The organism is Pricia sp. (assembly GCF_041745955.1).
Taxonomy (GTDB): domain Bacteria; phylum Bacteroidota; class Bacteroidia; order Flavobacteriales; family Flavobacteriaceae; genus Pricia.
On record NZ_JBGTHY010000031.1, the window covers coordinates 1 to 2,153 of the forward strand.

Genomic DNA, 2,153 nt, shown 5'->3' on the forward strand with positions numbered 1-2,153 from the left:
GCGGAAATCGACAAGGTCACCACACCTAAAGGATGTACGATACAGGGCCTCAACGAAATGGAGCATCAGGGTTTGAGTTCGTCGTTGATTCAGGGGATTGTGGCATCTTACGAGAAAATTAGTCGCATTCAGGAAGGGCAGTTGTGAAAGGGCGTTGGCAGTGGAGTATCGGTTGGCTGTAAAAAATTGATATGCCTTTCGACTATGCTCAGGATAAATTTAAGATGAAGGCCGAGAATGACAAAAAAGATTTTATAATGAAACTATTCGATGTATACCCATTTTACGATGTAACCCCGATATCCGCCAAAGGCATTGTCGTAACCGATGACAAAGGCGAAGAATACCTCGATTTCTACGGCGGACATGCCGTAATCTCGATCGGACATTCACATCCGCATTATGTAAAGCGGCTGAAGGATCAGTTGGACAATATCGGATTTTACAGCAATTCGGTCAAGAACCCGTTGCAAGAAGAGTTGGCCGACAAATTGGGGCGATTGTCAAGCTGCGAGGATTACAATTTATTTCTCTGCAATTCCGGGGCAGAAGCCAATGAGAACGCCTTAAAAATGGCCTCCTTTCATACGGGAAAATCCCGTGTTATTGCCTTTCACAACAGTTTTCACGGCCGCACATCAGCGGCGGTCGCGGCAACGGACAATCCGAAGATAAACGCGCCCATCAACCAACAGCAAAAAGTGACATTTTTGCCTTTCAACGATGGTGAAGCCCTTGAAAGGGAAATCGAAAAGGGCGACGTGTGCGCGGTCATTTTAGAAGCCGTGCAAGGCGTTGGCGGACTCGATGAACCCTCCACTGAATTTTATCAACTCATTGAGAAATTGTGTAAAAAGCATGAAGTTATATTAATTGCCGACGAAGTACAGTCCGGTTTCGGACGAACGGGCAAATTTTTCGGATTCCAACATCATGGGATCACCCCCGATATTATTTCAATTGCCAAAGGAATGGGCAACGGCTTCCCCGTCGGCGGCATTTTGATCCACGAAGACATCAAGGCATCCTATGGATTATTAGGCACCACCTTCGGAGGCAACCATTTGGCCTGCGCCGCGACAATGGCCGTTTTAGAAGTATTGGAAAATGAACGCCTAATCGAAAACGCCAAGCATTTGGAAGGCTACTTTAGGGGACTGGCCGCAGAAATCCCACAAATTAAAAAAGTAAAGGGCAGGGGGCTTATGATAGGTCTGGAGTTCGATTTCGAAGTGGCCGACCTAAGAAAACGGCTGATTCACAATCAACATCTTTTTACCGGAGGTGCCAAAGACAAGTACGTTCTTCGAGTGCTGCCGGCATTGAACATTACGGAAAAGGATTTGGACATTTTTTTTGAGGCTCTAAATGCTGAACTATAATGGTGATGATAGAACGCCTATCTAAAGAAAACACATAAAGTAAAACAGATTCCCGTCGAAGCCTATCCTTAGCCTTTCGACCCGGCTCAAAATAAACTTGGTCGAAAGGTGGAAATAATGAAAAAATCATTGAAAAAGCGAATCCTAATAAAAATAGGCTCCAACACCCTCACCAAGGAAACCGACCAGATTTCCCGGGGTAAAATCGAGGATATCGGTCGGCAGATTGCCTTGCTCAAGGCAGATTATGAGTTTATCGTCGTCAGTTCGGGCGCGATTGCAGCGGCCAAACAGTTCGTGAAACTGGAACATAACGGTGAAGAGATCAACGTAAAACAGGCCTTGGCCGCCATTGGGCAGCCGCATCTGATGCGCATGTTCCAAGAGAGTTTTCGAGAACTGGGCCTTTTTGCGGCGCAATGCCTGCTGTCGTACTCCGATTTTGAGAATCCGAAGTCCAAAGCGAACATCAAGAATACGATAGACGTTCTGGTATCCAACAATTTCATCCCCATCATCAACGAAAACGACACGGTGGCAGCAGACGAGATACAATTCGGCGACAACGACAAACTCGCCGCCTTGACCGCATCCCTTTTGGGTGCCGATCTATTGATCATCGCAACGAACACCGATGGTATTTACACCAAAGCTTCCCTGAAGGACATCCATCCTAAAACAATTTCTTCCATTTCAAACATCGATACATTGGCCAAAGAAGTCGGTGAAGAAAAGTCATCGCATGGCACAGGGGGCATGCAATCAAAGATC

General features: G+C 46.3%; 3 protein-coding genes. All 3 read left to right on the plus strand.

Going from position 1 to position 2,153, the window contains the following annotated elements; genetic code table 11:
- The coding region (locus ACEW8S_RS01050) for a pyrroline-5-carboxylate reductase dimerization domain-containing protein (protein WP_373516340.1) at nucleotides 1-147 on the plus strand (147 nt) is incomplete at its 5' end.
- A 110-nt stretch (nucleotides 148-257) separates the two neighbouring features.
- Entirely contained in the window at nucleotides 258-1,382 is a 1,125-nt protein-coding gene (locus ACEW8S_RS01055) for an aspartate aminotransferase family protein (protein WP_373516341.1), read from the plus strand.
- A 117-nt stretch (nucleotides 1,383-1,499) separates the two neighbouring features.
- On the plus strand, nucleotides 1,500-2,153 hold a 654-nt coding region (gene proB, locus ACEW8S_RS01060; protein ID WP_373516339.1), incomplete at its 3' end, for a glutamate 5-kinase.

Coding starts and splice junctions, on each gene's coding strand:
- ACEW8S_RS01055 (WP_373516341.1), top strand. CDS start 258: ATGAAACTATTCGATGTATACCCATTTTACGATGTAACCCCGATATCC.